The following is a 22,690-nucleotide window of genomic DNA, read 5'->3' as shown; positions in this document are numbered from 1 at the left end:
CCTTCGCTCGTTGACGGCGGAGTACCGTAGGGTACGGTTGGGCGCAAAGGATTTTGCCTGCTTCATCACGGGGACGTGGGGTAATTCCCGGAGCCTTCCCCAAATTTTGCCTCATGTGGCGGTGATCAGTGCTGCATGACGCTTATTCGCCCTGCCCTTCTCGCCGCCGTTTTCCTTCTGCCACTCTCTGCCTTAGCGCAGGAGGTGGACCTCGCCCCCATCCTTGAAAATGCTGAAACGCTGGAGCCGTTGGAAACGGTGATGGTGGCGGTGGATGGCAAGATCATCGCCGAACGCGGCTATGCCGGGCATACGGTGGACGAGCCGACCAATATCAAATCGGCGTCGAAAACCGTGGTGTCGGCGCTTGTGGGAATCGCGATCGACAAGGGTTTGATCGATGGCGTCGATCAGAAAATATCGGATTTTCTCAGCGATGATTTTCCCGAGGATGCCGATCCTCGGCTCAATGACGTGACGGTGGGCAGTTTGCTGTCGATGCAGGCGGGCTTGGCGCCGACTTCGGGGCCGAATTATGGGCGCTGGGTGGGGAGCCGGAACTGGGTACGCGCGGCGCTGGACCAGCCCTTCGAGACCGATCCGGGCGGGAGGATGCTTTATTCGACGGGATCGACGCATCTGCTCTCCGCCATCCTGACCAAGGCGGGCGGCGAATCGAGCCTCTCGCTGGCGCGGGAGTGGTTTGGCGCGGTGGATAATTTTGGGATCGGTGGCTGGGAGCGCGATCCGCAGGGGATCTATCTCGGCGGCAACCAGATGGCGATGAGCCCCCGGAGTCTCCTAGCTTTTGGCGAGGTCTATCGGACAGGTGGATTGGCGCCGGACGGCAGCCGGGTATTGAGCGCCGAATGGGTGGAGCAATCCTGGACGGAGCGGACAAATTCGCGGTTTACCGGGGACGGATATGGCTATGGATGGTTTCTGCGCGAGATCGGCGGCGAGGATGTGCGCTATGCCTGGGGCTATGGCGGGCAGATGCTCTATATCGTGCCGAGCCTGGACCTAACCGTGGTGATGACCTCGGACGAGAATTCGCCATCCGCCGGGAACGGGCACCGAGATGCGCTGCATGCGCTGTTGGCGGAGATTATTGGGGCGGTGCGGGACGAGGATGAATTGGAGGCCTCGCAGCCACAGGCCTAAGCCTCTGATCAGTCGCTAAAAAGTCGCTTTTACTGGGGACGGTTCGCCAGTTTCGGAGGAGCGTCATCATGGCATTGGAAACGGTTTCGGCAGGAGAGTGGCTGGAGCGGGTGAAGCGGGGAATCGCGATTTTGCCGGCAGGGCTCGGCGACTATGTCGGCCGGTTTGAACTGACGCCCACCGGCATGCCGCTTGATGATATCGCGGCGGGATTTCACGCTGGTGATTTGCGGTTCGACAGTGAATTTCGACCCGAAAGCCTGATCACGGCGGTGGATGGCGACCTCTTGGTCGAGGGGCTTGTGTCGACGCAGGGCGGCGAGGATGCCGATGGCAATGCGACGCTGATCGTTTTTGGCGATCTGCGTTGCAAGACGCTGATAAACGACTGGGCGAGCATCATCATCGTGACGGGCGACTTGATCGTCGAGGATTGGGTGTTTGCGGCGCGGGAGGATTCAGCGCTGCTGATCGGCGGTGATTTTAAGACACCGCTTTTTATCGGCGCGGATATCGGGGTGACGGTCGGCGGAGAGATCGTCGCCGACTATGCCTATGGCTATGCCAATGGCGTCCCTGCCCCGGGAAAGACCTATGGGGACAGCAAGGCAATGGACAATCGGAGCTGGCGCGAGATCGCGACGCGACTGGGGCTAGGGCGCGAAGTGACGGCAGAGGAAGAATTGATGCAGGCGGTGGATTTGCGGGTGATGACGACGCGGAGCTTGCTGCCGGTGTGAGCGGGGCGAGTGTTCAGTCTTCGCGCTTGTGGCTGTCCAGCTTTTTGTCGGCCAAGGATTTTTCGGCGGCGGACTTTTGCTTCTCGGCTTTGGTGCGGCCGAACTTGATACGGTTGGCTTCGGCAGCCGCTTCTTTTTCGGTGCGGGCCTTGGCCTTCCGGGCACTGCGGAGATTGATGATTTCGGCCATGGCGACAAATCTCCATTCACTGCTTGGCAAGATGAAACCGTGTGTAGGTTTCGAACTGCTTAATGGCGTCGAACCCGAGGCGGCGCAGGAGGGCAACGCTGCGGTCGTTGCCGTGGGTGACGCCAGCAAATATATCCGTCGCGGCGGATTGGTTGAAGGCGTATTCTATCGCCGCTTGGACGGCAGCAGTCGCGAAGCCTTGGCCAGTGTGTGACGCCGAAAGCCAATAGCTGAGGCAGTATCGCGGCAGTTCGACTGCGACGAGGTCGACGCGGCCGATCAGCGCGGCGTCGTGAAATATGCCGAAGCGAGTGCTCTGATCACCAGTGGATAGTTCCGCCGCGATTGCTTCTATGCTCGAAGCCACTTGGGCACTGTAGTCGCCATGGGCGGTGAGATGCGTGTGGTTCGAATGGATAAGATCGTACAGCATTGCTGCGTCGACAGGCGTCAGCTGCCGGAGAGTTAGATCTGGTCGCGATGTAGTTAAAATCATCCGCGCGGCCCCACGCTTTAACCGCTCAAGCGGCGAGGTAGATGTTGGCGAGGACGGGGCCGTCTGGCGTTTGGACCTCAATGACAGCGCGACGATAGCCTTCGCCTTCGAAGGCATCAAGGCGGGGCCAGTGGGTGGGGAGATCGGGGCTATAGAGGAGGTGGACCGGGACTTCGGGGCCGGAAGGATCGGCGCGGAAGACGGGGTAGCCTTCGGCAGGACCGGTGCCTGAGGGGAGGCGGTGGCCGCGGACGGTGCCGCGGCTCCAGGTGCCTTGAAGGTCGGCGAGCTGGGCGAAGTTGGATTCGCCCGGGCTCAAGGTGCCGTAGGTGGCCAAGCGGTGCTCTGGCCCCTGCCCGGTCATCAGACCAAGCGACTCTGTTCCATGGCTGCCGAGATGAAGCTCGTGAACAACGGATGGGGTTCGAAGGGTTTGGATTTCAGTTCCGGATGGAACTGGACGCCGATGAACCACGGGTGGTCGGTGCGTTCGACGATTTCAGGGAGCTTGCCATCGGGCGAGACGCCGGAGAACAGGAGGCCGTTCTTTTCGAGGAGTTTCCGGTAGTCCATATTCACTTCGTAGCGGTGACGATGGCGCTCGGAGATGCGGGTCGAGCCGTAGATGTCGGCAACGCGAGAGCCGCGGGTCAGCTGGGCGGGATAGGCGCCGAGGCGCAGGGTGCCGCCGAGATTGCCGGAGCTGTCGCGGGTTTCGGTGTCGTTGCCCTTGACCCACTCGGTCATCATGCCAACGATCGGCTCCTTGGTGGGGCCGAATTCAGTGGAGGAGGCATTCTTGATGCCGGCGGTGTTGCGCGCGGCCTCGATGCAAGCCATCTGCATGCCAAAGCAGATGCCGAAATAGGGCACGTCCTTGACACGGGCGAAGCGGGCCGCCTCGATCTTGCCGGCAGAGCCGCGCTCGCCGAAACCACCGGGCACGAGAATGCCGTGGACATGTTCGAGATAGGGCGCGGGATCGTCGCGCTCGAAGACTTCCGAGTCGATCCACTGCAGGTTGACCTTGACCTTATTGGCGATGCCGCCATGGGTCAGGGCTTCCGAGAGTGACTTATAGGCGTCCTTGAGGCCGGTATATTTGCCGACGATGGCGATGTTCACTTCGCCTTCGGGGTTGTGATAGCGACGGGAGACTTCGTCCCATGCCGACATATCAGGCTCCGGCGCGTCGGTGATGCCGAGGGCAGCGAGGATTTCGCGGTCGAGGCCTTCGTGGTGATAGGCGACGGGCACATCGTAGATCGAGGCGACGTCGAGGCCCTGGATGACGGCGGATTCGCGCACGTTACAGAAGAGCGAGAGCTTCTTCTTTTCGCCTTCGGGAATCGGACGATCGCAGCGGACGAGCAGCACGTCGGGCGCGATGCCGATGGAGCGGAGCTCCTTGACCGAGTGCTGGGTCGGCTTGGTCTTCAGCTCACCGGCCGAGGGGATATACGGCATCAGGGTGAGGTGAAGATAGCAGGTGTGGTTGCGCGGCAGATCGTTGCCGAGCTGGCGGATGGCTTCGAAGAAGGGGAGGCCCTCGATGTCGCCGACCGTGCCGCCGATTTCGACGAGGACGAAATCGTAGTCCTCATTGCCATCGAGGACGAAGTTTTTGATCGAGTCGGTGACGTGCGGAATGACCTGCACGGTGGCGCCGAGGAATTCGCCCTTGCGCTCTTTCGAGAGCAAATCCGAATAGATGCGGCCCGAGGTGATGTTGTCGCGCTTGTTGGCCGCGCGGCCCGTGAAGCGTTCGTAGTGGCCGAGATCGAGGTCGGTCTCGGCACCGTCGTCGGTCACGAAGACCTCGCCGTGCTGAGTGGGCGACATCGTGCCGGGGTCCACATTGAGATAGGGGTCGAGCTTTCTCAGGCGGACCTTATAGCCGCGCGCCTGCAGCACTGCGCCGAGCGCCGCTGAAGCCAAACCTTTGCCAAGGGAGGAAACCACGCCTCCGGTGATGAATACGTACCGTGCCATGGGCAATCACCATAAGCCTATAAGGAGCGATTCGTGGAGCCGAACAAAACGGTCCACACAAAAAGAAGAAGGGGATGTTTCCATCCCCTTTTTCGGCTTTGCCTTGCGGCGTCTTAGTTGCCGGTCGTTGGAGCCGGCTGTTGATTTTCCGTCGCCGGAGCAGCTTCCGGAGAAGCTGCGGGCGCTGCATCTGGTGCAGCGGCCGGGGCCGTTTCCGAAGAAGCGGCCGGGGCGGTCGTCTCGGTCGTTGCTGGAGCGGACGGGACAGGCAGATCGCTGGTCGATGCCGGAGTGGTCGCCGCTGGTGCCGTGGTGGTGGCAGGAGCTGCGGGAGTCGTCGTGGTGGACGGCGCCGGAGTCGAGGTCGCAGGTGCCGAAGCGTCGGCCGGAACCGGAAGATCCGATGTCGTGTCGCCCTGGAGAGCGTTCAGCGCATCGAGAACGTTGGATGGCTGAGTGCCATCTTCCGTGGTCGTCGCCCGATCGAGAATGCTCGACGTGCCGCGATCGAGTTCGCTGAGAATAGTCAGGCCAATGGCCGTGGCGAAGAAAAGCGTTGCCAGGATTGCCGTGGTGCGGGTCAAGAGATTGGCCGAGCCACGCGCCGTCATTAGGCCGCCACCGCCGCCACCACCGATACCGAGCGCACCACCTTCGGAGCGCTGGATCAGGATGACACCGATAAGGGCCAAAACGATCAGCAGATAGACAACAATAAGGACGTTCGCCATGAGGTCTTGGTCTTCGCGTCAGTCATAAAAGATGCGGCGTCATACACGCCTAAAACGGCAAAGGCCAGAGCGTTGCCATGTTTTTCATGGCAACGACCTAAGCCGTTCGGTCATACCGACGAGATAATGGTGTAAAAGTCTTTTGCCAAGAGGCTGGCGCCGCCGATAAGCCCGCCATTGACGTTGTCGACATTGAGGATTTCGCGCGCATTGAGCGGCTTCATCGAGCCACCATAGAGAATGCGAAGCGTGTTGCCGCGCTCTTCGCCGAAGCGTTCGACAAGACGAGCGCGGATATTGGCGTGCATCTGGGCGATTTCTTCGAGCGTCGGGGTACGGCCAGTGCCGATGGCCCAGACTGGCTCATAGGCAACGACGATCTCATGATGTTCCGCGGCGTCGGGAATAGAGCGCGAAAGCTGTTGATTGACGATGGATTCGGCTGAGCCACCATCGCGTTCGGATTCGGTCTCGCCGACGCAAATGATCGGCTTGAGGCCAGCGCCGATCGCGGCTTCCGCCTTGGCGCGGACGATGTCGTCGTTTTCAGCGTGATTGGCGCGGCGCTCGGAATGGCCGACGATGACGAACTGCGCGCCAGCATCGGCAAGCATATATGCGGAAATGTCGCCTGTGTGGGCGCCGGAGGCTTCCACGTGACAATCCTGGCCACCGGCCATGATGCCGCTCGAAGCGCCCTGTGCCGCGACGGCGGCAAGGATGGTTGCGGGTGGGCAAACGACGACGACGGCGCGCGGGGCCTCCCCCGTTGTGAGCAATTGGGCCAGTTCAGTCAGCTCATCGAGCGACTGTGACAGCCCGTTCATCTTCCAGTTCCCGGCGATTAGCGGTGAGATGGTCGTCAATCTTGCTACTCCTGCCTCTTGCGCCAAGGTGGGCTTTGCCCTAACCCCGGCAGTCGGAATGTCTTACTAGTCTCAGGCAACCCATGCGGTAAAGCCTCAGACCCCAAACTGGAACGTTCGAAATGCTCGATGGTTTGCGTGGCTTTGCAAAATCCTGGCCGGGAAAGATCATGGGAGCGTTTCTGCTCGTCGGCGTGGCAGGGTTCGGCATCAATAATGTCATCACCGATCTCGGCAGCAATACCGTTGCGCATGTTGGGGATCAGGAGATCACCTCCCGCGAATTTCTCCGCGCCTACCAGAGCCAGGCGAACCGTTTGGCTCAGCAGCTTGGCCGTGTGCCGACCGGCGCGGAAGCCGAAGCCATGGGGCTGCCGAGCTTCGTTATTCTTAACCTAGCGCAAGGCGAGGCTCTCACCGGCCTTGCCAACAAGATGGGTCTCGGGGTTTCCGAGGACAAGCTGGGGCAGATGCTGCGCCAGGATCCGTCCTTCCAGGGAACGCTGGGGAACTTTGATCCAGCCGTGTTCAACCAGGTGCTGCAGGCCAGCGGCTGGACGGAATCGGAATATTTTCAGACACGCGGCGACGAAGCCAAGCGCGAGCAGCTTGTTTCGACGCTGTTCCCCGCCAAGACGCTGCCCGATGTCGCGGCAACTCTGATCAACGACTATGCCGGCACGCAGCGCACGATCGACTATGTGACGCTCAACGAAGCCAATATCGAAACGCCGGCAGCGCCGACCGAAGAGGAACTGGCCGCCTATCTCACCGAGCACCAGAGCGAATTCCGCACTGTCGAAACGCGCAAGGTGCAGATGATCGATCTCTCGATCGCCTCGCTTGCGGCGACGAAAACCATCGCCGACGATGCCGTGGCCGCGGAATATGAGCGGATCAAGGCCAGCCTGACGACGCCGGAAAAGCGGACGATCGAGCAGGCCGTGTTGACCGCCGATCAGGCGACCGCCTTTGAAGCCGGGCTGGCAGCAGGCAAGGATTTTGCGACGCTCACAACCGAAGCCGGCGTGACGCCAACCAGCCTTGGCACGCTGACCAAGGCTCAAGTGACGGATACGGCGCTTGCCAATGCGGCCTTTGGGCTGCAGCAGGGTGGCGTGACCGTTATCGATGGTGTGGCGGGCAAGCGCGCCATCCACGTTTCGGCGATCGAGGCGGAACGCCAGCCAACGCTCGAAGAAGCGCGCGCCGATATCGTCAATACTCTCGCAACGGCGGAAGCCCGCACCGAAGTCAACGACGTGCTCGACCAGGTCGAAGAACTGCGCGCTGCCTTCCGGCCGCTGAGCGAAATTGCCGAACGGTTCAAGCTGCCGCTCTATGAAGCTGACGTGACGAGCGGCGGCAACCAGCTCGACGTCTTGACCAATGTATCGCCGGAAGACCGGACCAAGGTGAGCCAGGCGATCTTCAAGGCGACTGCAGGCCAGTTGACCCCGTCGATCCCGATCACCGGCAATGCCCATGTGTTCTTCGATCTCGTCGAAGTGCAGGCTGCACGCGACCAGACGCTGGACGAAGTGCGCGACGCCGTGACGACGGCGCTGACCACCGAGCGCATCAATAATGCGCTGCTGGCCAAGAGCGAAGAAATCGTGGCGCAATTGCGCGGCGGCGCGACGCTTGCCGATGTTGCGACTGGTCTCAACCTCTTCCCGCAGATTTCGCCGCCCTTCTCGCGCTTTGGCTCGGATGACGGCTCGATCGACAATGTCGTGGCGCAGGCCGCATTCAATGGTGGGCCGGACTATAAGGGTTCGGTGGTTTCGAGCTCCGGCGATTTCATGATCTTCGAGGTGGTCGACAACACGACGCCGACCGAACCGCTTGAAACCGCTGCGGCCGACAACCTGCAGACGGAAGCGCAGAACGGGGTCTATGGCGATTTCGTCGCAGCACTGCGCGACGATGCGGGCCTGAAAATCAATCAGCAGGCGCTGCAGCAACTGATTACTCTCAACTTCGGCCAATAACCCACCAACGGATCGGACACGATGGGCGACGATTTTTCCACGCGTTTTGCAGAGCAATATGAAGCCGGCAAATCGCAGATCGTCTGGCGTCGCATCGTGGCCGATCTCGAAACGCCCATCGGGACCTATCTGAAACTGGCGCAGGAGCGGACGCACTCGTTCCTGCTCGAAAGCGTGCAGGACGGGACGACGCGCGGGCGCTATTCGATCATCGGGCTGCTGCCGGACCTCATCGTCCGCGTGGAAGACGGCACGGCGCGGGTCAATCGGCAGGCGCAGCTTGACCCCGGTGCTTTTGAGGTGATGACGGAAAAACCGCTCGATGCGCTGCGCGGGCTGGTGGCGGAAAGCCAGATCGTTGTGCCCGAAGGGCTGCCGCCGCAATCGGCTGGGATTTACGGCTATCTCGGCTATGAGATGGTTCGGTACATGGAGGTGTTGCCGAACACCAATCCGGACGATTTGCAGACGCCGGAAGCGGTGCTGATGCGGCCGTCGCTGCTCGCGATCTTTGATACGGTCAAGGACGAGCTCTATCTGACGGCGCCGGTCTATGTGAAAGCGGGAGTTTCGGCGCGGCAGGCGCTTGAGGCGGCTGAGGCGCGGATCGACGATGCGATCGGTCGGCTTGGCCGGGCGCTGCCGGCGACCCCTGCCCTGCCTGATCTCGCGGCTATTGAAGTCACCAGCAACACCTCGCGCGACGAATATTTTGATATGGTGGCGCGGGCCAAGGACTACATTTCGGCGGGCGATATTTTCCAGGTGGTGCTGAGCCAGCGGTTTTCTGCTGATTTTACGCTACCGCCGACGGCGCTCTATCGGGCGCTGCGCAGGACCAATCCCAGCCCCTATATGTACTTCCTCGATTTCGGCGACTTTGCCGTGGCGGGGTCGAGCCCGGAAATTCTGGTGCGGGTGCAGAATGGCGAAGTGACCATTCGGCCGATCGCCGGGACACGGAAGCGCGGGACGACGCCGACGCGGGATCAGGAACTGGCGGCGGAGCTGCTGAGCGATCCCAAGGAATTGGCCGAGCACCTGATGCTGCTCGATCTTGGGCGCAATGATGTGGGCCGCGTGGCGGAGACGGGTTCGGTGAAGGTGACCGACAAGTTCTTCCTCGAATATTATAGCCACGTGATGCACATCGTTTCCAATGTCGTGGGCAAGCTCGATCCGCAGTATGATTTTGTGGATGCGCTTTCTGCCGGGTTCCCGGCGGGGACGGTTTCGGGTGCGCCAAAGGTGCGCGCGATGGAAATCATCGACGAACTCGAAAAATCGCGACGTGGGATTTATGGCGGTTGCGTGGGGTATTTTGGGGCCGATGGCACCATGGATACCTGCATCGTCTTGCGCACCGGCATTGTGAAAGACGGCAAGCTCTATGTGCAGTCGGGAGCCGGGATCGTTGCCGACAGCGTGCGTGAGTTGGAACAGCTCGAATGCGAGAACAAGGCGCGTGCCCTTTTCAGCGCGGCAGAAGAAGCGCTACGCTATGCCGGCGAAGCGGGAGTGGGACAGTGAGCGTGCGTGTGAATTTTCTGCGATGGCGGGGCTGGTTCTGAACGATTTCACCAGAACCACTCTTGAGGACAGGCCCAAATGACCAAAACCCTCGTCATCGATAACTACGACAGCTTTACCTATAATCTCGTCCACTTTCTGGGCGAGCTCGGCGCGACGATGACTGTGCGCCGCAATGACAAGATCACCCTTGAAGAAATCGCCGCAATGGCGCCGGAGGCGATCGTGCTTTCGCCCGGGCCGTGCACGCCGACCGAGGCGGGCATTTGCCTTGCAGTCATTGATCGGTTCAAGGGGCAGATTCCGATGCTGGGCGTGTGCCTTGGGCATCAGGCCATGGGTCAGGCGCTGGGCGGCGATGTCATTCGCGCGCCGCATCTGGTGCATGGCAAGACCAGCAAGATCAACCACACAGGCACGGGTATCTTTCGCGGGTTGAATGCGGGCTTTGAGGCAACGCGCTATCATTCGCTGATCGTAAAAGCGGAAACGCTGCCGGATGTGCTGGAAGTGACGGCGACGACGGATGATGGGCTGATCATGGGGATGCAGCACAAGACGCTGCCGCTGCATGGGGTCCAGTTTCATCCCGAGAGCATCGCATCGGAAAATGGCCATGCGCTGCTTCAGAATTTTCTAAACATCGCCCGCGACTTTAACGGCCAGAGGGCGGCGTGATGGATATCAAGCAGGCCCTCCACAAGATTTCCGAAGGGCGCGACCTGACGGGCGAAGAGATGCGTTCGGTGATGCGGCTGATCATGGATGGTCAGGCGACGCCGGCGCAGACTGGCGCGTTCCTGATGGGCATGCGCATCAAGGGCGAAAGCGTGGGCGAGATCGCCGCAGCGGTTTCGATCATGCGCGAGAAGATGGTTCCGGTCGATGCACCTGAAGAGGCGATCGATATCGTCGGGACCGGTGGCGATGGCATCGGGACGCTCAATATTTCGACGGCGGCATCCTTTGTGGTCGCGGCGGCTGGTGTGCCGGTGGCCAAGCACGGCAATCGGGCGCTATCGTCCAAGTCAGGGTCATCGCAGGCGCTTGAGGCGCTGGGGGTGAAGTTGGATCTGACGCCGGCGCAGATCGGCGAATGCGTGCGGCAGGCCAACATTGGTTTCATGTTTGCGCCATCGCATCATCCGGCGATGAAGCATGTGGGCCCTGCCCGCGCCGAGCTTGGCGTGCGGACGATGTTCAATCTTTTGGGGCCGCAATCCAACCCGGCGAGCGTTCGACGCTATGTGCTCGGGGTTTATTCCGAGCAATGGGTAGAGCCGGTGGCGGCTGCGCTTTTGGCCAACCGGGCGATCAAGGCCTGGGTTATGCATGGCAGCGATGGGCTTGATGAGCTCACGGTGACGGGGCCGAGCTTTGTAGCACAGATTGCCAATGGCGACCTGCGCAGCTTCGAGATCACGCCGGAACAGGCGGGGCTGCAGCGCTATGAGCTCAAGGATATTTTGGGTGGCACGCCGGACGAAAACGCTGCGGCGATCCACGCGCTCTTTGATGGCGCGTCGGGCGCTTATCGCGATATCGTGCTGCTCAATGCCGCGGCGGCGTTGATCGTTGCGGACAAGGCGGATGATCTCAAGCAAGGCGTTGCCATTGCCCGCGAGGCGATTGATTCTGGCGCCGCAAAACAGACCTTGGCCAAGCTGGTGGCCGTTTCCAACGGACAGGTTGCATGACCGATATTCTCAAGCAGATCGAAGCCTATAAGCGCGAGGAAATCGCGGCGGCGAAGTCGATGCGGCCATGGGCCGAGGTTGTGGCGCAGGCCCATGACCAGCCGGCGCCGCGCGGGTTTTTGCGCGCGCTTAGGGATAAGCGGGCGCAGGGGCAATATGGCCTCATCGCCGAGGTGAAAAAGGCGAGCCCGTCCAAGGGGCTAATCCGCGCAGACTTCAATCCGGCGCAGATTGCGCGGGATTATGAGACGGCTGGGGCGGCGTGCCTCTCGGTGTTGACGGATAGGCCGAGCTTTCAGGGTTCGCCGAGCTATCTGATCGAGGCGCGGGCGGCGACGCGGCTGCCGGTGCTGCGAAAAGACTTTTTGTTTGAGACCTATCAGGTGGCGGAAGCGCGCTCCTGGGGGGCAGATTGCATTCTCATCATTCTTGCGGCCGTCGATGATGACGTGGCGCGGTATCTGCTCGATTCAGCGGCGGAATGGGGCATGGATGCGCTGGTGGAAGTGCATGACCAGCTGGAGCTTGATCGGGCGCTGGCGCTCGACAGCAAGTTCATCGGCATCAATAACCGGAATTTGCGGACGTTTGAGACGACACTCGAAACGTCGGTGACGCTAGCGGCCGGCGTGCCAAGCAATGTGACTCTCGTCAGCGAGAGCGGCATCGTCAGTCATGACCATGTGCGCATGCTGGAGGAACGGGCCGGGATAGGCCATTTCCTCGTCGGCGAAAGCCTGATGCGGCAGGACGATGTGGTCGCGGCGACGCGGGCTCTATTGCAAGGCGTGCCGGAAACGGTGCGCTGATGGCCGAGCGGCGTCTGACCCATCTCGATGCCAAGGGCGAGGCGCATATCGTCGATATCGGCGAGAAGGCGATCACGCGGCGGCGGGCGGTGGCGCAGGCGCGGTTGAGCGGCGGGGCCGAAACGATTGCGACCATTTTGGGTGGTGGGCTCAAGAAGGGCGATGCGCTGGCCGTGGCGCGCGTTGCCGGGATCATGGGCGCCAAGAAGACTTCGGATATCATTCCGCTCTGTCATCCGATTCCGCTGACCAAGGTGAGCGTCGAAATCGAGGGCGAGACCGAGACGACGATCCTCATTCGCACGGTTGCCGAGACGACGGGGCAGACCGGCGTCGAGATGGAAGCGCTGACGGCGGCGACGACTGCGGCCCTGACGCTTTACGACATGGCCAAGGCGCTCGACCGGGCCATGGTGATTTCAGACATTTGCCTCGTGGAAAAATCCGGCGGCAAATCGGGCGATTATCGAAGAGAATCATGAGCTTGCTTCCGGTTGATGACGCGTTGAATCGCATTCTGGCGCGTGTGCCGGAGGTGGTTGGCGAGAGTGTAGCCTTGGGCGATGCGGCGGGACGTGTGCTCGCCGCGCCGGTGATTGCGACCCATGACCAGCCGCCGTTCAATGCCAGCGCCATGGATGGCTATGCTATGCGGGCGGCAGATGTCGCCGAGGGCGTCTGGCTCAAGGTGATCGGCATGTCGCAGGCCGGGGCGGGTTTTGCCGGCAGCGTTGGCGCCGGTGAGGCGGTGCGGATTTTTACCGGGGCGCCGGTACCGGAGGGTGCTGATACGGTCATCATGCAGGAAGAGGCGGAGCGGAACGGGGATCTTGTTCGGTTCACGGCCCCTGCCCGGCTTGGCCACAGTATCAGGCCACGCGGCTATGATTTTGCGGTTGGGCGGACGATTTTGGAGCGCGGGACGCGGCTTGGGGCGTTTCAGGTGGCGGTTGCGGCGGCAGCGAATGCTGGGACTGTCAGCGTGGCGCGGCGGCCGAAGATTGCGCTACTGGCCACGGGTGATGAACTGGTGTTGCCGGGGACTGTTTTGGGGCCGGACCAGATCGTGGCGTCCAACAGTGTCGGGTTGGCGGCGTCGTTGGCGCCTTTTGCCGAGACGGTGACGGACTTTGGGATTGCACGGGACAGCCGCGAAAATCTCGATGCGGTGCTCGATCGGATTTTTGCCAGTGATCCCGACGTAGTGGTGACGACCGGCGGGGCGAGCGTTGGCGAGCATGATTTGGTGCAGGCGGCGCTGGTCGAGCATGGGGTGACGCTCGATTTCTGGCGGATCAATATGCGGCCGGGAAAGCCGCTGATGTTTGGAACGCGTGGCAAGACGCTGGTGTTTGGGCTGCCGGGCAATCCGGTTTCGGCCATGGTGACGGCAGAGATATTTATCAAGCCAGCGTTGCGGCATTGGCTGGGTTTGCCGGAGGTCGAGGCGCTGCACCTGCCGCTCTTGGGGCCGACGCCGAAGAACACGGCGCGGCGGCATTTTATGCGGGCGCGGGTGACGACGCTGGATGGCGTGACGGGGCTGTTGCCGATCAATGAGACGGATAGCGGGCATACGTCTTCGTTGGCGGCGGCGGATGCGCTGATTGTGCAGCCGGAGTTTGATCCGGGGCAGATGGCGGGCACAGTGGTATCGGCGCTGCCGATTGGCGCGGTTTGAGGGCTACGGGGTTCTTGAGCGGTATGCGGCATCCCCCTCATCCGGCGCTACGCGCCACCTTCTCCCCGAGGGGGAGAAGAATAGAGAGCTGCGATGCGCTGAATCTTGCGTTCGAGCAATCCAGCGGTGATTGCATAGCGTAACAGTCGTCTACGACTGGAGGTTGCGATCATGGGCGCCTTTGCTGCTTATCCTTTTCCTGCACTCATCTTGGCTTTGGCGCTGACGCTAACGGTTTCGGCGCTGGGGTTTCGGCGGACGGATTATTTCGTCAGCCTTGGGTATGGGTTTTCGATTGCCGCGCAGGCGCTGCTGTTTCCGCTGGCTTATCTCGCCACACTGGATTTCTGGCTTGGGGCGCAGTCGATCCTGTTGCTGGCATATGGCCTGCGGCTCAGCAGCCATCTGATCGCGCGGGAGCGGCAGCCGAGTTTTGCGCGGGAGTTGGAGGCGTCGAAGGAGCGCAGCCGGCATATCGTCGGTTGGCTCAAAATCGTCATCTGGGTGAGCGTGGCGGCGCTTTATGTCGCGATGTATGCGCCGGCGCTGATCAGTCTCTCACGGGCTGGCGAAGGTGTGGCCCTGCCCTCGCTTGGTTGGGGGCTGGCTGTGGCGGTGGTCGGGCTCGCCATTGAAAGTTTGGCGGACTGGCAAAAGTCGCGGTTCAAGGCGGAGCATCCGAGCCGGTTCTGTGATGTCGGGCTTTATCGCGTGGTGCGGTCACCGAACTATTTTGGCGAGATGGTTTTCTGGCTCGGGATTTTTGTGTCGGGGATTTCGGCTTATGCGAGCTGGCTTGATTGGGGGCTGGCGATCGTGGGGTTTGTCTGCATTCAGTTGATCATGTTGGGGTCGGCGCGTCGGTTGGAGTTGAAGCAGACGGAGCGGTATGGCGCGGATGCGGCGTTTCAGGATTATGTGCGGGAGGTGCCGATCCTCTTTCCCATGGTGCCGGTTTATTCGCTGAGGGATTGGAAGATTTATTTGGGGTGAGTTGTGCCACGCCCTTGTGGTTCGAGGCTGCGCTGCGCTTCGCACCTCACCATGAGGGCTACTGGCGGAGGCGGCGATCCAAGACAGGAAGCCCCCCTCACCCGGCGCTTTGCGCCGACCTCTCCCCCAGAGGGAGAGGTGAAGAAAGAGAAAGGCCGGGATTGCTCCCGGCCTTTTTGTTTAGTTCTTTTCGGCCGTGGCCTTGGGCTTCTTTGGCTTGGGCAGAGCCTTGGGCTTGGCTGGGCGCGGGGGGACCGCGACGAGTTCGAGCTTGGCTTCGGAGCCTTCGCCGACGACGGCGACGGTGACGTTACCACCATTGACCAGTTCGCCGAAGAGCACCTGGTCAGCAAGGGGCTTCTTGACGTGTTCCTGGATGACGCGACCGAGGGGGCGCGCACCCATGCGTTCGTCATAGCCGTGTTCGGCCAGCCAATCGGCAGCTTCCGGGGTCAGGTTGATCGTGACGCCGCGTTCGGCCAACTGGCCTTCAAGCTGCAGCACGAACTTTTCGACCACGCGACGGACCACTTCGCGCGGGAGCGGCGCGAAGGAAATGATGGCGTCGAGACGGTTCCGGAACTCGGGCGAGAAGGTGCGGTTGATCGCATCCTCGTCGTCTCCCTGCTCGCGCTTGCGGCCGAAGCCGATGGGCGAACGAGCAAGATCCGCGGCGCCGACATTGGAGGTCATGATCAGGATCACGTTGCGGAAGTCGACGGACTTGCCGGTGTGATCTGTGAGCTTGCCGTGGTCCATCACCTGCAACAGGATGTTGTAGAGATCCGGGTGGGCCTTTTCGATTTCGTCGAGCAGCACCACGCAATGCGGGTTCTGGTCGACGCCATCGGTCAGGAGACCGCCCTGGTCGAAGCCGACATAGCCTGGAGGGGCACCGATCAGACGGCTGACGGTGTGACGCTCCATGTATTCGGACATGTCGAAGCGCAGCAGTTCGACGCCGAGGGTATCGGCCAACTGCTTGGCAACTTCGGTCTTACCCACGCCGGTCGGGCCGGTGAAGAGGTAGGAGCCAATGGGCTTTTCCGGTTCGCGGAGGCCGGCACGCGCCAGCTTGATGGCGGACGAAAGGGCCGTGATGGCGGCATCCTGACCAAAGACCACCGTCTTGAGGCTCTGTTCGAGACCCGAGAGCAGTTCGGCATCGGATTTCGAAACCGACTTTGGCGGGATGCGGGCGATCGTTGCGATAGTGGCTTCGATGTCTTCGACGTCGATGACCTTCTTGCGCTGATCTTCCGGGACCAGCATCTGGCTGGCGCCGGTCTCGTCGATCACGTCGATGGCCTTGTCCGGGAGCTTGCGGTCGTTGATATAGCGCGCGCTCAATTCCACGGCCGCCTTGAGGGCATCGTCCGTGTACTTGATCTTGTGGAACTCCTCGAAATAGGGGCGCAGGCCCTTCACGATCTCGATGGCATCGGGAACGGTCGGTTCGTTGACGTCGATCTTCTGGAAGCGACGGACGAGAGCGCGGTCCTTTTCGAAGAACTGGCGATATTCCTTATAGGTGGTCGAGCCGATGCACCGGATCGCGCCGGAAGCCAAAGCGGGCTTCAGGAGGTTCGAGGCATCGAGCGCGCCGCCGGACGTAGCGCCAGCGCCGATCATGGTGTGGATTTCGTCGATGAAGAGAACCGCATGCGGCATCTTCTCGAGTTCCTTCATCACCGATTTGAGACGTTCTTCGAAATCGCCGCGATAGCGAGTGCCGGCGAGCAGCGAGCCCATATCGAGCGAATAGATGACGGCTTCCTTGAGCACTTCGGGCACATCGCCTTCGATGATCTTACGGGCAAGGCCCTCGGCAATGGCGGTCTTACCGACGCCAGCGTCACCCACATAGAGCGGGTTGTTCTTAGAGCGGCGGCAGAGAACCTGAATGGTGCGACGCAGTTCGCTGTCGCGACCGATCAGTGGGTCGATCTTGCCCTGGCGGGCCTTCTCGTTGAGGTTAACGCAGAAATCGGCTAGCGCCGATGTCTTCTTGGCCTCGGCGCCACCTTCGGTATTGCCTTCACCTTCTTCGGAGCCGCGGACCTTGCGATCCTCGGCGGGACCGGACTTGGTGATGCCGTGAGAGATGAAATTGACCGCGTCGAGGCGGCTCATATCCTGCTGTTCGAGGAAATAAGCGGCGTGGCTTTCGCGTTCGGCGAAGATGGCGACGAGCACGTTGGCGCCGGTCACTTCTTCGCGGCCGGATGACTGGACGTGAATAACGGCGCGCTGAATGACACGCTGGAAAGCCGCCGTGGGGCGGGCATCCTGGCCATTCTGCACGACGAGGCTGTCCAATTCCTCGTTGATGAAATCTTCCAAATCGCTCTTGAGCGCGTCGACATCGACATCGCAGCCATTGAGCACGGCGATCGTTTCCCGGTCGTCGGTCAGGGCCAGCAAGAGGTGCTCAAGCGTGGCGAACTCATGGTTCCGCTCGCGCGCCAGGTTCATCGCCTGATGCAGAGCCTTTTCGAGTCCGCGGGAGAATGAGGGCATCTGATGTTCCTATTGCTTTTCCATCACGCATTGCAGCGGATGCTGGTTCTTGCGTGCCGTATCCATAACGCGGGTCACCTTGGTCTCGGCGACCTCGTAAGGATATACGCCGCACTCACCGACCCCCTTCTGGTGAACGTGCAGCATGATCTGCATGGCGTCTTCACGTGATTTGTTGAAGACGTCCTGCAAGACCAGAACGACGAATTCCATCGGCGTGTAATCGTCGTTGAGCAGCAGAACCCGATAGAGGTTCGGCCGCTTGGTCTTGGGGCGGGTTTTGGTAACCGTCCCAATCTCGAAGCCACCATCGCCGTCCCCCTTGCGACCTCCATCATCATCCTTGGGGCCGGCCACAAGCTTTCCGAGGGGCATCTTGAAGCCTTTGGCGGGACGGTTCGACAGGTGATGAGTGGTGGTAGTGGTCATATTGGATTGGGGTAACCGCAGAGGAAAGCGAAGCAGCTGGTCGGCCCATTATGTAAGCAAAATCTCGCCGCTGTTAAGGGGCTCACGTTCCCGAAAAGTTGAGCGCCATTATCCTAACTCCGACAAACCCTTCCGCAATGACTGCAAACGGAAACGGCGAGTGGCGGGATTGAGACTCTGAAACGGAAATCGTTGGCATTTTACGGATTCGTAACGTCGGGGCCCTATGGTCCCATGAGAAGCACGATCGGGGTGGGGGCCGCTGATCTGCAAACCATGTTTCAGTTGCGTACGGGCGTGTTGTGCCCGGTGAGTAAAGTTGGAGTTCAGGGTTGACCTCTCAGGCCATGACCCCTTGGCGCGTTTCCCTTTGTCGCGCCTTCGCCGCGTTCGCCCTTGTCCTGGGCCTCAGCTTGCAGCTGGCGGCTCCGGCGCACGCTATCGAAAACCTGCGCAAATATGCCGGCATCGTGGTCGACGCGAAATCGGGCGAGGTGCTTTACGAAGAGCAGGGTGACAGCCGGCGCTATCCCGCCTCCGTCACCAAGGTGATGACGCTCTACATTCTCTTCCAGGAATTGCAGGCGGGCAATCTCAGCCTTTCCACCAAGATGACGGTGTCGAAGTTCGCTGCTTCGGCCGTGCCGACCAAGCTTGGCCTCCGCGCCGGCTCGACCATTGCCGTACAGGATGCGATCAAGTCGCTGGTGACGCTTTCGGCCAATGACATGGCCCGCGTGATTGCCGAACATATTTCGGGTAGCGAATCCAAGTTTGCCGAACGCATGACCGCGACGGCCCGCGCCATGGGTATGCGCAGCACGACCTACCGCAACGCCTCGGGCCTGCCCGATGGCGGCCAGGTGACCACGGTGCGCGACCAGGCCATCCTCGGCATCGCGATCTATCAGCATTTTCCGCAATATTACGAATTCTTCCAGACCAAGTCCTTCAGCTACAACGGCAAGACCTATGGCAACCATAATCGGGTGCTCGGGTATATGGGCGCGGTCGACGGTATCAAGACCGGCTATATCAACGCTGCAGGCTCGAACCTTCTGACCGCGGCCCGCAAGGACAATCGTCACATCGTCGTCGTGGCCTTCGGCTTTAACTCTGCCGGTTCGCGCGACGAAAAGGTCCGCCAGCTCGTCGCGTCCTACCTGCCCAAGGGCCGTCGTGGCGACTACCTGGCGCAGGCCATGGTTCCGCAGCCCGGCCGCCAGGGCAATTCCAATGTGCAGGTTGCTGTGGCACAGCCCGCCCAGCCGGTCTACGTGATGCCCATGCCCCTGCCCGGCTTCCGCCTCGCAGAACTGGCGCGTGCACAACAGGGCGGCCAGCCGCAGGTTGTTGTGGCCAGCGCTGTGCCGATGCCCGCGCCTGTGCCGGCCGACGTGAACCAGCAGGCCGCCGTGCAGGCTGCGGCCGTGCTCGCTGCACCGACACAGGCGCCGACACCGGCCTATCCGAGCCAGGACATTATCGGCGCGTGGTTGAGCGACACGTATAATCTCGGTGCGCCGCCATCCGCTCTGGGCTCGACCCGCGCTTCGGCTCCGCTCGAGCCGCCAGCCAATGTTGGCGGGTCTGCGCCGGCCGAACAGCCAGTCGATCTCCTGACGAGCGGCAGCGTGCAGACAGCGGGCCTTGAAGCCGGTGCCTGGATCGTCCAGATCGGCGCCGGCCCATCGGAAGACAGCGCCCGGGCGATGCTCTCGACTGCAGCGACCAAGGTCGGCGGTCTTGGTGACTTCCGCTCCTATGTCGAGCGTTTCGAAAAGAACGGCCAGATTTTCTATCGTGCCCGCTTCGTCGGTTTCGGCGATCGCGACGACGCGACGACCATGTGCAACCGCCTCAAGGACGCCGACATGGCGTGCCTGGCGATGCAGGGCTAACGCCCCTCGAAGTATCGATGTGGCGGGCCTGTCGCCTGCCGCACCTTGTGTAAGCAGTTTGGTGCCTGTGTTTGGAGTAGCCCAATGAGCGAACGCAATGCCTTGATCGAGCTTGCCAATTTTATTGGTCGCTCGCCCCTTGCCTCTCCGGACATGACAGCCCGGAACAAGGCACTATCGGGGATGACGGAGCGACTGCTGCCCAAGCAGCGGCGCTCGGTGGGCGAACTGATGAATGTCGTGCTGGCCCTATCGGCGCGGACGCGCCGGATGGTGCAGGAGCCGGTCAGCATCGATATCGATGTGTTTGCCCCAGGGGGCAAACGGGCGGTGTCGATGAAGTTCGGCGAGAAATGAGAAAGGGCGCCTTGGGCGCCCTTTTTGTTTGTGATGGGCTGGTGGCTCTGTTCACCCCCTCCCAGCCTCCCCCATCAATGGGGAGGTGTCTGGCCGGTGGTCGTGACGTGATCTAGCCCCAAACTCGCTCCCCCCTTGATGAGGCGGCCGGGATGGGGTTTCCTCACTTCAGACCAGGGCCACGATCTTCTTTTTCTTCCACACGAAATGGTACCAGGCGGCCTGGAGGACCATCATGCCGGTGAAGCTCGTGGCGTAGGCGACCCAGATGCCGGAGAGGCCGAGGCTGGTCTGGCTGAGCCAGATAGCGCCGGGAAGCTCGATGAAGAGGATACCGCTGAGCGAGAGGAGCATAGGGGCATAGACCATGCCGCTGGCGCGCATCATCCCGGAGAACACCACGCCGAAGCCGAAGGGGATGATGGCCCAAAGGACGATGCGGAGAAGATGTTCGGTCAGTTCGATGACGCTTGGATCGGTGATGAACAGCGCGACCAGGTGCTCACTGAAGAGATAGGCGATGAGGACGAGGCCGCCGGTGATTATGAGGTTCATCAGTAACGCCGTGCGGGTGATGGCTTCGAGCTGATCGTTGCGCTTGGCGCCGATGGCCTGGGCGCCGAAGATCGAGGTGGCGATGCCGATCGACATGGCTGGGAACTGCACATAGTTCAGCACCTGGTTGAGCGCGCCATAGGCCGCCGTGGCATTGGAGCCAAAGCGATTGACGAGGCCCACAACGACGATGCCTGACACCGAGGCGACGACCATTTGTAGGCCGGCAGGGACGCCGAGCTTGAGAATGAGGCCCAGGAGTTGGAAATCGGGCTTCAACGCGCGGAGCAATTGGGCATCCGGCGCGAGGGGAAGCTTGCGGGCACGCATATAGAAGAACAGGAAGATCAGCACGACAACGAAGCCGGCAATGAAGGCCCAGGCGGCAGAATTGACGCCGAGCTGCGGCAGGCCCCACCAGCCCTCGATGAGCGCGGGAGTGAGGATGACGCCGACGATCATTGAAAGGACCAGCGAGAAAAGTGGGGTGATCGTATCCCCCACCCCACGCAGGATCGAGGTGATGATGAGGAAGACGAAGAAGCCGGGCATGCCGAGGAACATGATGCGGCCGTAGCCGATGGAGGTTTCCCGGATGTTGTCGGGCGCGCCTAGGACCGACATGATGCTCTCGATAAAGACGCTGCCGATGATGGCGACGATGAGACCAAGGACGAACGCCGTCGTCAGGGTCGTACCGGTGACCTGCTTGACCCGTTCGAGATTGCGCGCGCCCCAAGCCTGGCCGATCAGAATGGTCGAGCCGGCGGAGAGACCGATGATGAAGCTGATGAGGAAGAACAGAATCGGGAAGAAGGTGGCGAGGGACGCCAGCGCATCGACGCCGATCATCTGACCGATGAAGATGGAATTGAAGGTGCCGGACAGAGCCTGAAGAATATTCGAAGCCATGAGGGGCAGGAGGAAGATGGCGAAACGCTGCCACAAGGGGCGCGTAGAATCGGGGTTCATGAATGCACTCCAGAGGAACTGGTGGTTAGCTCTATCGCATTTTGCCGGGCCGGTAAGGCAGATCGGCAAGGGCGAGCATCACAGCAAAGGCCCCTTCGGACGGCGGACTGACTGAATCAGAAAGCCGGAGGGACCAATTCACACCCAAAAGACTGGGTGCAGGCTGGACGGGCACTGGAGGCTTGGCGATGACACGTGCGATTTCTAGGCGCATCGGCAAGGACGGTCAATCGGGGAACTGATCGGTTTTCCGATGCGGAATATCGCCTGCGGCCTGTTGCCAGATTCGATGGGCTGGGCTAGGAACCCATCCCGTGCCCCTCTGGCGGAATGGTAGACGCAGAGGACTCAAAATCCTCCGCCGCGAGGCGTGCCGGTTCGAGTCCGGCGGGGGGCACCACTTTTTCCGAAATCGATGATGTGCTGACTGCTTAGAGCTCTGGTGGCTCGAAGTTGAGCGCGTCGAATTTGCGCTGAAGCTGGATCTGATCGACGCTGCGCCCGATGGCCTCGATCTCAAAATCGCGTTGGCGATCCTCAGAGGTGCGGGCGATTTCATTCTGCAGGCACACAAGGCGCTCCCGCTGCTGCGCGAGATGTTCAGGCGTGTCTTCAGTCGCCGTTGGCGCCGGGCATGCGGCGAAGGCGGGCGATGCAAAGGCGCTCAACAAAAGGACAGCGGCGACGGTGTGCTTGATGGTCATGCGGTAACAATGGGCAGAGATCGGGACCGTTGCAAGGCGGGACGTAATCTATAGGCCTTACCCTGGATCAATAAGGCGGGAGCGGGCGAACTCTTGGCTGTCCAGGGCGGTTGCATCTTCGTCAATGGAGGATGCGATGTCTTTTCCGCCGCTCGAACCAAGCCCTACACTGCCCGATCCCGGGCCGGTACCGCCCATTTCCAACCCGACAGAACTGCCGGATCCCGATAGCGATATTCCCGCGCCTGACCCCGATGAGCCTTTCGACAACCCAGAGCCGGGCCCGGATTTGCCGCCGGAACGAGCACCGTTTCCAGACCATGAGCCAGCGCTCTAGGTTGGGGTTCCGGCTTTTACGGGAATGACGAG

The 22,690-nt window shown here is 61.2% G+C and carries 23 protein-coding genes and 1 tRNA gene; 14 read left to right on the top strand and 10 right to left on the bottom strand.

Translation table 11 applies throughout. The features are described 5' to 3' along the window. Window positions 1–135: 135 nt before the first annotated feature. Complete coding sequence (locus tag ASE94_RS16765; RefSeq protein ID WP_062631298.1) at window positions 136–1,164, top strand: serine hydrolase; 1,029 nt, start codon at window positions 136–138, stop codon at window positions 1,162–1,164. Between the two features lie 68 nt (window positions 1,165–1,232). Then, window positions 1,233–1,904, top strand: coding sequence for a hypothetical protein (locus ASE94_RS16760; protein ID WP_062631297.1), 672 nt, complete (start codon window positions 1,233–1,235; stop codon window positions 1,902–1,904). 13 nt (window positions 1,905–1,917) lie between these two features. Here ASE94_RS16760 and ASE94_RS20735 read toward each other — a convergent pair whose 3' ends face one another. The 6 genes from ASE94_RS20735 to tpiA form a co-directional block, all read right to left on the bottom strand. Then, entirely contained in the window at window positions 1,918–2,094 is a 177-nt protein-coding gene (locus ASE94_RS20735; RefSeq protein ID WP_082461260.1) for a DUF4169 family protein, read from the bottom strand. A 16-nt stretch (window positions 2,095–2,110) separates the two neighbouring features. Then, entirely contained in the window at window positions 2,111–2,590 is a 480-nt protein-coding gene (locus tag ASE94_RS16755) for a GNAT family N-acetyltransferase (protein ID WP_062631296.1), read from the bottom strand. A gap of 25 nt (window positions 2,591–2,615) precedes the next feature. Then, entirely contained in the window at window positions 2,616–2,927 is a 312-nt protein-coding gene (locus ASE94_RS16750) for a gamma-glutamylcyclotransferase family protein (RefSeq protein ID WP_200913676.1), read from the bottom strand. Window positions 2,928–2,953: 26 nt separating this feature from the next. Continuing rightward, window positions 2,954–4,582 (bottom strand): CTP synthase, encoded by a 1,629-nt coding sequence (locus ASE94_RS16745; RefSeq protein WP_061906756.1) that lies wholly within the window; start codon window positions 4,580–4,582, stop codon window positions 2,954–2,956. A gap of 113 nt (window positions 4,583–4,695) precedes the next feature. Further along, window positions 4,696–5,313, bottom strand: coding sequence for a preprotein translocase subunit SecG (gene secG / locus ASE94_RS16740; protein WP_082461259.1), 618 nt, complete (start codon window positions 5,311–5,313; stop codon window positions 4,696–4,698). A gap of 110 nt (window positions 5,314–5,423) precedes the next feature. Next, the gene (gene tpiA / locus ASE94_RS16735; RefSeq protein WP_200913674.1) at window positions 5,424–6,179 is read right to left on the bottom strand and encodes a triose-phosphate isomerase; all 756 of its coding nucleotides are present in this window, start codon (window positions 6,177–6,179) and stop codon (window positions 5,424–5,426) included. Window positions 6,180–6,301: 122 nt separating this feature from the next. Between tpiA and ASE94_RS16730 the strand changes: the two genes are divergently transcribed. From ASE94_RS16730 to ASE94_RS16695, 8 genes are all read left to right on the top strand, one after another. Then, window positions 6,302–8,173, top strand: coding sequence for a SurA N-terminal domain-containing protein (locus ASE94_RS16730; protein ID WP_062631294.1), 1,872 nt, complete (start codon window positions 6,302–6,304; stop codon window positions 8,171–8,173). A gap of 21 nt (window positions 8,174–8,194) precedes the next feature. Next, complete coding sequence (gene trpE, locus ASE94_RS16725; RefSeq protein ID WP_062631293.1) at window positions 8,195–9,703, top strand: anthranilate synthase component I; 1,509 nt, start codon at window positions 8,195–8,197, stop codon at window positions 9,701–9,703. Between the two features lie 78 nt (window positions 9,704–9,781). Then, window positions 9,782–10,381: an aminodeoxychorismate/anthranilate synthase component II gene (locus ASE94_RS16720; protein WP_062631292.1), complete on the top strand. Its 600-nt coding sequence runs from the start codon at window positions 9,782–9,784 to the stop codon at window positions 10,379–10,381. Then, entirely contained in the window at window positions 10,378–11,400 is a 1,023-nt protein-coding gene (trpD, locus tag ASE94_RS16715; RefSeq protein WP_062631291.1) for an anthranilate phosphoribosyltransferase, read from the top strand. The genes ASE94_RS16720 and trpD overlap by 4 nt, the downstream gene beginning before the upstream one ends. Further along, a complete protein-coding gene (gene trpC / locus ASE94_RS16710) occupies window positions 11,397–12,209 on the top strand; it encodes an indole-3-glycerol phosphate synthase TrpC (RefSeq protein WP_062631290.1) in 813 nt (270 codons plus the stop codon). Before trpD ends, trpC begins: the two co-directional genes overlap by 4 nt. Further along, entirely contained in the window at window positions 12,209–12,691 is a 483-nt protein-coding gene (moaC, locus tag ASE94_RS16705) for a cyclic pyranopterin monophosphate synthase MoaC (RefSeq protein ID WP_062631289.1), read from the top strand. The genes trpC and moaC overlap by 1 nt, the downstream gene beginning before the upstream one ends. Further along, entirely contained in the window at window positions 12,688–13,890 is a 1,203-nt protein-coding gene (gene glp, locus ASE94_RS16700; protein ID WP_062631288.1) for a gephyrin-like molybdotransferase Glp, read from the top strand. The genes moaC and glp overlap by 4 nt, the downstream gene beginning before the upstream one ends. A gap of 171 nt (window positions 13,891–14,061) precedes the next feature. Then, window positions 14,062–14,883: a DUF1295 domain-containing protein gene (locus ASE94_RS16695; RefSeq protein ID WP_062631287.1), complete on the top strand. Its 822-nt coding sequence runs from the start codon at window positions 14,062–14,064 to the stop codon at window positions 14,881–14,883. A 180-nt stretch (window positions 14,884–15,063) separates the two neighbouring features. Here the strand turns inward: ASE94_RS16695 and clpA are convergent, their stop codons facing one another. Continuing rightward, on the bottom strand, window positions 15,064–17,403 hold the full coding sequence (gene clpA / locus ASE94_RS16690; protein WP_082461258.1) for an ATP-dependent Clp protease ATP-binding subunit ClpA: 2,340 nt from the start codon (window positions 17,401–17,403) through the stop codon (window positions 15,064–15,066). Window positions 17,404–17,412: 9 nt separating this feature from the next. After that, window positions 17,413–17,778: an ATP-dependent Clp protease adapter ClpS gene (clpS, locus tag ASE94_RS16685; protein WP_062631386.1), complete on the bottom strand. Its 366-nt coding sequence runs from the start codon at window positions 17,776–17,778 to the stop codon at window positions 17,413–17,415. Between the two features lie 386 nt (window positions 17,779–18,164). Here clpS and ASE94_RS16680 point away from each other — a divergent pair, with 386 nt between their 5' ends. Continuing rightward, window positions 18,165–19,733 (top strand): D-alanyl-D-alanine carboxypeptidase, encoded by a 1,569-nt coding sequence (locus ASE94_RS16680; protein WP_156352178.1) that lies wholly within the window; start codon window positions 18,165–18,167, stop codon window positions 19,731–19,733. 84 nt (window positions 19,734–19,817) lie between these two features. Then, on the top strand, window positions 19,818–20,090 hold the full coding sequence (locus ASE94_RS16675) for a hypothetical protein (protein WP_061906767.1): 273 nt from the start codon (window positions 19,818–19,820) through the stop codon (window positions 20,088–20,090). A gap of 168 nt (window positions 20,091–20,258) precedes the next feature. Here the strand turns inward: ASE94_RS16675 and ASE94_RS16670 are convergent, their stop codons facing one another. Further along, window positions 20,259–21,617 carry an MATE family efflux transporter gene (locus ASE94_RS16670; protein WP_062631286.1) on the bottom strand — a complete coding sequence of 453 codons (1,359 nt, stop codon included), beginning with the start codon at window positions 21,615–21,617 and terminating at the stop codon, window positions 20,259–20,261. 316 nt (window positions 21,618–21,933) lie between these two features. Between ASE94_RS16670 and ASE94_RS16665 the strand changes: the two genes are divergently transcribed. Continuing rightward, window positions 21,934–22,017: transfer RNA gene (locus ASE94_RS16665), tRNA-Leu, on the top strand. 31 nt (window positions 22,018–22,048) lie between these two features. On the opposite strand, the gene ASE94_RS16660 is transcribed toward ASE94_RS16665, so the two are convergent. Then, entirely contained in the window at window positions 22,049–22,321 is a 273-nt protein-coding gene (locus tag ASE94_RS16660) for a hypothetical protein (RefSeq protein WP_061906769.1), read from the bottom strand. Window positions 22,322–22,457: 136 nt separating this feature from the next. Here ASE94_RS16660 and ASE94_RS21030 point away from each other — a divergent pair, with 136 nt between their 5' ends. Further along, the gene (locus ASE94_RS21030) at window positions 22,458–22,658 is read left to right on the top strand and encodes a hypothetical protein (protein WP_156352177.1); all 201 of its coding nucleotides are present in this window, start codon (window positions 22,458–22,460) and stop codon (window positions 22,656–22,658) included. Window positions 22,659–22,690: the final 32 nt, after the last annotated feature.

The sequence above is a fragment of the Devosia sp. Leaf64 genome, assembly GCF_001421945.1.
Classification (GTDB): Bacteria; Pseudomonadota; Alphaproteobacteria; order Rhizobiales; family Devosiaceae; genus Devosia.
This window is presented reverse-complemented; position numbering and strand designations above follow the sequence as displayed.